Origin of the sequence: Nostoc sp. (genome assembly GCF_036919675.1) — a bacterium.
Taxonomy (GTDB): Bacteria; Cyanobacteriota; Cyanobacteriia; order Cyanobacteriales; family Nostocaceae; genus Nostoc.
This window is the reverse complement of the sequence record NZ_JBALCP010000086.1, coordinates 1-6,030: the sequence shown is the minus strand read 5'-3', so window position 1 is coordinate 6,030 and position 6,030 is coordinate 1. Positions and strand designations below refer to the sequence as shown.

The 6,030-nt window shown below is 40.2% G+C and carries 4 protein-coding genes and 6 pseudogenes; 5 read left to right on the top strand and 5 right to left on the bottom strand.

The window, feature by feature from the left end; genetic code table 11:
* Window positions 1-153: 153 nt before the first annotated feature.
* Window positions 154-294 (top strand): hypothetical protein, encoded by a 141-nt coding sequence (locus V7K49_RS18675; RefSeq protein WP_335206810.1) that lies wholly within the window; start codon window positions 154-156, stop codon window positions 292-294.
* Window positions 295-547: 253 nt separating this feature from the next.
* Window positions 548-688, top strand: a complete 141-nt coding sequence (locus tag V7K49_RS18670) for a hypothetical protein (protein ID WP_335206809.1) — start codon at window positions 548-550, stop codon at window positions 686-688.
* A 1,082-nt stretch (window positions 689-1,770) separates the two neighbouring features.
* Here the strand turns inward: V7K49_RS18670 and V7K49_RS18665 are convergent.
* Both V7K49_RS18665 and V7K49_RS18660 read right to left on the bottom strand, forming a co-directional pair.
* A pseudogene (locus V7K49_RS18665) lies at window positions 1,771-1,956 on the bottom strand (ATP-binding protein); the annotation flags it as partial.
* A gap of 38 nt (window positions 1,957-1,994) precedes the next feature.
* Window positions 1,995-2,141 (bottom strand): annotated as a pseudogene (locus V7K49_RS18660) (IS701 family transposase); the annotation flags it as partial.
* 201 nt (window positions 2,142-2,342) lie between these two features.
* On the opposite strand from V7K49_RS18660, the pseudogene V7K49_RS34715 reads away from it, so the two are divergent.
* A pseudogene (locus V7K49_RS34715) lies at window positions 2,343-2,615 on the top strand (IS701 family transposase); the annotation flags it as partial.
* Between the two features lie 159 nt (window positions 2,616-2,774).
* Here the strand turns inward: V7K49_RS34715 and V7K49_RS18655 are convergent.
* Window positions 2,775-4,121, bottom strand: coding sequence for an NAD(P)/FAD-dependent oxidoreductase (locus V7K49_RS18655; protein WP_335206806.1), 1,347 nt, complete (start codon window positions 4,119-4,121; stop codon window positions 2,775-2,777).
* 331 nt (window positions 4,122-4,452) lie between these two features.
* Between V7K49_RS18655 and V7K49_RS18650 the strand changes: the two are divergent.
* Window positions 4,453-5,027 (top strand): annotated as a pseudogene (locus V7K49_RS18650) (DUF4336 domain-containing protein); the annotation flags it as partial.
* 23 nt (window positions 5,028-5,050) lie between these two features.
* Here V7K49_RS18650 and V7K49_RS18645 read toward each other — a convergent pair.
* Window positions 5,051-5,164, bottom strand: a pseudogene (locus V7K49_RS18645) (IS5/IS1182 family transposase); the annotation flags it as partial.
* 103 nt (window positions 5,165-5,267) lie between these two features.
* Here V7K49_RS18645 and V7K49_RS18640 point away from each other — a divergent pair.
* A complete protein-coding gene (locus tag V7K49_RS18640) occupies window positions 5,268-5,495 on the top strand; it encodes a helix-turn-helix domain-containing protein (protein ID WP_335206804.1) in 228 nt (75 codons plus the stop codon).
* 24 nt (window positions 5,496-5,519) lie between these two features.
* Here V7K49_RS18640 and V7K49_RS18635 read toward each other — a convergent pair.
* Window positions 5,520-5,657 (bottom strand): annotated as a pseudogene (locus V7K49_RS18635) (transposase); the annotation flags it as partial.
* Window positions 5,658-6,030 lie beyond the last annotated feature (373 nt).

Here is a 6,030-nt window from a genome sequence, read left to right as displayed (position 1 = left end):
GAGATTTTACCTGAAACGACAGAGGCTTTTATTTATGTTGCAATGATTCGTTTAATGTTAAAACAGCTTGCGTAGTCAAAATCACCTCCTCAAAATTTTTCAGACATCCTCTTAGGCAAAAAAGTATCACATAATTTATTTGGGCAATAACTAATGCGTATTTATAATGCCAAAGGGATATTTGGTAATACTGACGATACTTTAGAAGATTTAGAAGCAGTATTAAAGAAGAACTTCCACAGTTTTCAAGTAAGTGTTGTAGGTTGTGTTGCCTTGTTTGTAGCTTATAAGTAGAATAACTTATGTGATTAAATCTGATGAAAAGTCCTGCTGAAGTCAGAATTCAGAAGTTAGGCGAGAAGATTAGGAGCGAAGATAGGGTAGTCAAATGCTGTATAAGCATTCCATCGGCATTTGGGTTTGATTGATTAAGTTATTATTTGGGTGAAAAATACCAGACAATTGCTCTTGCATGATCACACCCACAACAGCAGTAATATGCCAGGTTAAAGTTTATACAGTGTTTTGGATCAATAGCAGTTTCCTAATGGTATTTTATACTCCTGGGCAGTGCTGGCAGTTTCAGATCGTCAGCCGCACAGGTGGCATATTTGGAGAGCAAAAGATTTATTACAGTGCGGAAGCGGCGCTGACGATAGGGCTAAAGTGGATGAGGGATGAACGGTGAAGAGTGCTGATCCGATCCAAGGTCAACATTAGTGGCAAGAGACAATCGCTTTGGGTGAAGGTGAATTGCTCGAAATTTACCCCAAGGCAATCGCGCCTCAAGAATGATTTCGAGTCAACTGGAGCAAGATAGCTTCAAGACTTTGTAGTGCAGCGTTGGTGGTGCGTTGGTGTTCTTCAAAGTTACGTTGATGTATCTCATGGCTTTCGCGTAGCTCAAGCAATACATCATCTAAAATGGCACTCCTAGCTAATACACAATTTACATTTTCGGTAAGTAGGTGGGCGCAATTAAACCCAACTACGTAAACTTATGTAAAGCACCAGAAAGGCTTTCAATATAAGCTTTTAATTAATTTATATTTCTTAATCTAGTTGTATTTTTTAACGCCCACCTACTTAAGTGAGTCTAATTGCTGTTAAGTATGGGATTGTCTTTCAGCCAGCCTCAATACTATTTGCTCAAGTCGGTCTAATCAATTTGGGAAGTAAGGAAGGCGTGTCGGTCATATTACTTTCGTTAGTCCTCTACTAAGGATTATATAAAGCTATGGCCTGTGTGGTCAGTTGTGGTAATTGTGCGATCGCTCTCTAAGGTTGGCTCCCGCGATCGCTAACCACTCTTATCTTATTAACTCGACAGAGCTTTTCTTGCTTTTGCTCTTGAGGGGGATTTCTGGTGCTGGTTTTCAGCGTCTCGCCTGAAAAGTTTTCGTGGACGGACTTCAGTTTTTGATAACCAATGGTTTACACGCATTGGGATAATGCTGTTGCTTTGCGCTTGAGTTGGAAGCGTCTAGCCTTTAAATGATAGCACACATCAAAATTTTTTGCGGCGTTGCTCGGAAAATCCAAAACTCTAACTGTATCCCATTACATTAGGCGACCCGGCTCGACCAAAGAAGGAGCGGTTATTATTAGCTTTAGTCAAGTCAGAAGTTACAGCACGGTTAAAGCAATCTCTGCACAATACGGAAAAATCAGGGCTTGGGAAAGCCTGAAAATGACCTCTCACTGAAGAGCTTTTTTACTTCCTCTCCGACTTTTCAAAGATCCTCTAATTGAAAAGGTAGGGATATGATATTAAGCATTAGGAATTGGACGTTTTTGAATCAGGGGAATACAAATAATAAACTCAGTAACAACTCCTGGTTGCGAAATGCATTCTAAAGAATTGGCATGTCTTTGTGTGATAATTTGGTGACTAATAGCCAGCCCCATCCCAGTACCTTGTCCAACAGGCTTGGTTGTAAAAAAAGGATTAAATATAGGACTTACGCATTGACAAAAAATGTCATCCATGTGTACTATGCGGCACAAGTATTGGTGAGGTTTTCCAGAATGTACTCACGCATAACTAAAGTGAATAGGTTCCTTTGCAATTCATACCAATTAGAAATTATGTTTTGAGAGCGCATGAACTCCAAGCGAACAAATGCTTGAAGTGAACAAAAATATTTAATTTCCTGAAAGCCTTATTTGATTAAGGTTTTGTTAAATTCCACTCTGATTCAGGCTCGTCAATATTTAGATGCGTTTGACCTGATTTTGAGGCTTGTTTCTTTCGTTTAATAGTGCCTTTTTTAACAACAGGATAGCGAATTCTAGGTTGACGTGATTTGTCGATGGGCTATCCTGGAGACTTTCCTCATACCCAATCAAGCCCAACATCTACTTCCGAATTCTCATCCTCAACTGACTTGAATATTTCTCACCATAGTCAACATCCAAATTGGAAGTCTGGTACAACATGAAAGAGTGCCTTAAATAACCTGAGATTGATTATTCAACCCTATATTTTTTACTGTTTAATTTGACCTTGGCTAACAGGATTTAACATTCCTGGTATGAAACGTTGCTTTTTGAAATTAATCAACTTCATGAATGATTTTCGGGCAGATCCGGTCAGTTTTCCTCTTGCTAGTTGAATATTTTACTGATTTTTCTCTTCCTAAAGTAATAAAAGAGGGATAAAGTCGATTCAGTAAATACATTGGGATGGACTTTTTTTTGGAACAGCTAATCTTCGCCCAAGATTTCTCACCAACACGGTATTCATTACTCTAATAGCCCTGTGATGCGTGAAGTTACAGAGGTGTCCCAGAAGGCTGTTGTACGCTATTGTTAACAGTTTTTGCTTCTACAAAACTTTCTCGACCTGTAATCAATCTAGAGCGACGATTACGAGTGATATAATTCCATCCCCACTGAATTGCTACTACTAATTTAGTGTCAAACTCGATTAAGAAGTAGATGTGAATTACTAGCCAAAAGACCCAAGCAATAAAACCTTTGAGTTTGATTAAGCCTAAATCTACAACAGCTAAATTTTGCCCAATCATCGCCAAAGTACCCACGTCGTTGTAACGAAATTGTGGTAAACTTTGACCTTGAAGCCTGCGTTTAATGAGTTTAGCTACATACTCTCCTTGTTGTTTAGCTACAGGTGCAACACCAGGTAAGGGTTTACCATTTTGATGAGAGAAGTTACCTAAATCTCCTACTACAAAAATGTTTTTATAACCCTTGATAGTCAAATCAGGTTCTACAATCACACGTCCGTCGCGATCGCACTCTACACCTGTACTTTCTGCTAGGGCTTTCCCCATAGGCGAACCTTGAACACCCGCTGCCCACAATATAGTTTTTGCAGTAATTTCTGTCAATTCATCGCCTTGCTTGAAAGTAACGGTGTTATTTTCAATATTTGTGACTCTGGTGTTAGTGTAGACAGCCACACCCAACTTTTGCAAAGATTCTGCTCCTACTTTCGATAACTCTGGCGCAATGTGTGGGAGGATGCGATCGCCCCCTTGCAATAGTAAAATTTTCGCTTCTGAGGTGTTGATGCTGCGGAAATCTTCTGTGAGAGTTTGGTATGCCAATTCCGCGATCGCCCCCGATAATTCTACACCGGTAGGACCACCCCCCACAATCACAAAAGTCAACAAAGCACGGCGAATTTCTGGATCAGTTTCTTTTTCTGCCGCTTCAAATGCCGAAAATATCTGACGACGCATTTCTATGGCATCTTCAACAGTTTTCAAGCCAGGAGCAAATTCTTTCCAGTTATCTTTACCAAAATAGGAATGGTTAGCACCTGTGGCGACAATTAATGTGTCATAAGGTATTACTTCATCACCCAGAATAACTTCTTGTACTTTTGGATCGATATCATTTACCTCTCCCAACAACACTTTTGTATTCTTGCTTTTGCTGAATACAGATCGCAATGGTGCCGAAATATCAGCAGGTGACAGCGCACCTGTGGCAACTTGATATAAAAGCGGCTGAAATAGATGAAAATTACGTTTATCAATGAGAGTAACATTTACATTTGCTGTCTTCAGAGCTTTTGCTGTATACAGTCCACCAAAGCCACCACCAATGATAACTACCTGATGTGGTACATTCTTCTCAAGTGAGACTACCATAAAAAATATTTCCTTGTGTTAAGAAGTTGTAACTATTCTTAACAAAGATATAACAGAGTTATTATGTAGGTTGCTGTTTATTTAGAACAATTGAAAAAATAATGAAAGTAGTTAAAGTTAGTAATAAGTGGTTAAGTAGGTGGGCGCAATTAAACCCAACTACGTAAACTTATGTAAAGCACCAGAAAGGCTTTCAATATAAGCTTTTAATTAATTTATATTTCTTAATCTAGTTGTATTTTTTAACGCCCACCTACTTATCAGGCAGGACAATGGAACGACGATAAACTCACTTGGATCTAAGTCGAAGGTAGAACTACAACAGCAAGGGATGTATCCTTTGAGCCACTCAAATGATTGGTCATGGCCATTCTGGGCTGCTGTCCCACTCTACCCCTACGGCAGGCGGCGGACACTTCGCAAGGAAATAGTTTTTGAGACTATCTGGACATTCGATCAGCTTCACGGCATTCTCTACGCCATCTTGCCGATTCGTATTACTATCGTCAAACTCGCTGTGCCAGAGGTCTTCTGGTCTATGCATCTGTTGCTCCAACAACTGAGTGTGTCCGCTTGGTTAATGAGTTGGTAGCAAAGTACGGTGAAGTTAAGTACATGGGTATTACCAACCAGTTCTGGTCTGGAGCATAAAGTCTTTCTTGGCCCCTTTTTTAGACACTTGCCTCAAGCACAAGTCTTTGTTGCCCCGCACCAGTGGAGTTTCCCGTTCAACCTGCCGCTTAGTTGGCTAGGCTTTCCCCAAAAACGAACTCAAGAACTCCCACACGACTCAAGCCTTGCTCCCTTCGCTCTGGAATTTGACTATGCATATTGGACATCAATTTGGGACGAGGTTCTTTTGCAGAAGTTGCAGTATTTCACAAGCGATCGCGCACTCTGTTTCTAAGAGGGTGTTTATAAAATAAATCTTAAGCAGTTGAGCAAGGATGATGACGAGCTAATAGACGTAACATTAAATGCGTCATAGCGGCGTATATCATACTTTCACTCGTTTCGGGAAGGTATTCGTAATCCTTACTTAGTATAAGTCACCGCAAAAAAGGGTCGGAAATAGAGGAAGATATTTTTTGTAGGGTGGTATAAAAATCAGATATGCAAGGATGTAGCTCAAATATCTAGGTTGAAATGATTGGTGAGCAACAAGATCTACTAAAGAGTTGGCTTCGGAAGTCAACAACTCCCGTGGGTTTGGCAAAACGCGCTCGTGCAATATTAATGTTGGCATCAGGGGAAACATTTTGTAAAACCAGTCAGTACGTAGGAATGGGAGAACGTCATATCAGAAAGTGGGCAAGACGGTTTATATCCCTCTTCTGTCACTTTCCGGGAGGGCGATCGCTAGAAGCCTCATGAGGGGTATAGCAATCGCCAGTATTGTTAAGACGAAAGTTGTAGAACATGCTCTATAGCGTCTCGTAAACAATCAAAGGCATCCAGACATTTGCGGATACGACTTTTGAGCCATGCCCAACATTTCTCAATCTTGTTGAGATCTGGAGAATAAGGGGAGAAAAACACTATCGGCAAAGAATAATGGGTCTTTTAAAAAACCAAATCCCAATAGCTTTCGATTAAGCCCAAAAACAGGTAGATTGAGACTTGTAGTTAAAAACGCACACAGCTAATGCAACTCAAGGAATTTTCGTTGGTCTCACTTTTAATAGAATCAGGGGAAGTGCTAAAAGCGATAGAAACCGAATTATCTAGCGGAAGCAATTGAGCAAGTGTTAAGGCAAACAGATAGTATAGAGACAAGAAAACGGAAACTGCCATCACACTTGGTGTTTGTCTTGTAAGTAAGTCAACCTAATTAAACATAAAACGCTCAACTTGATACTGACCTTGCTTGGCTCTGTAATTTATACCCTCAATAATAGGGCTCGCTAAT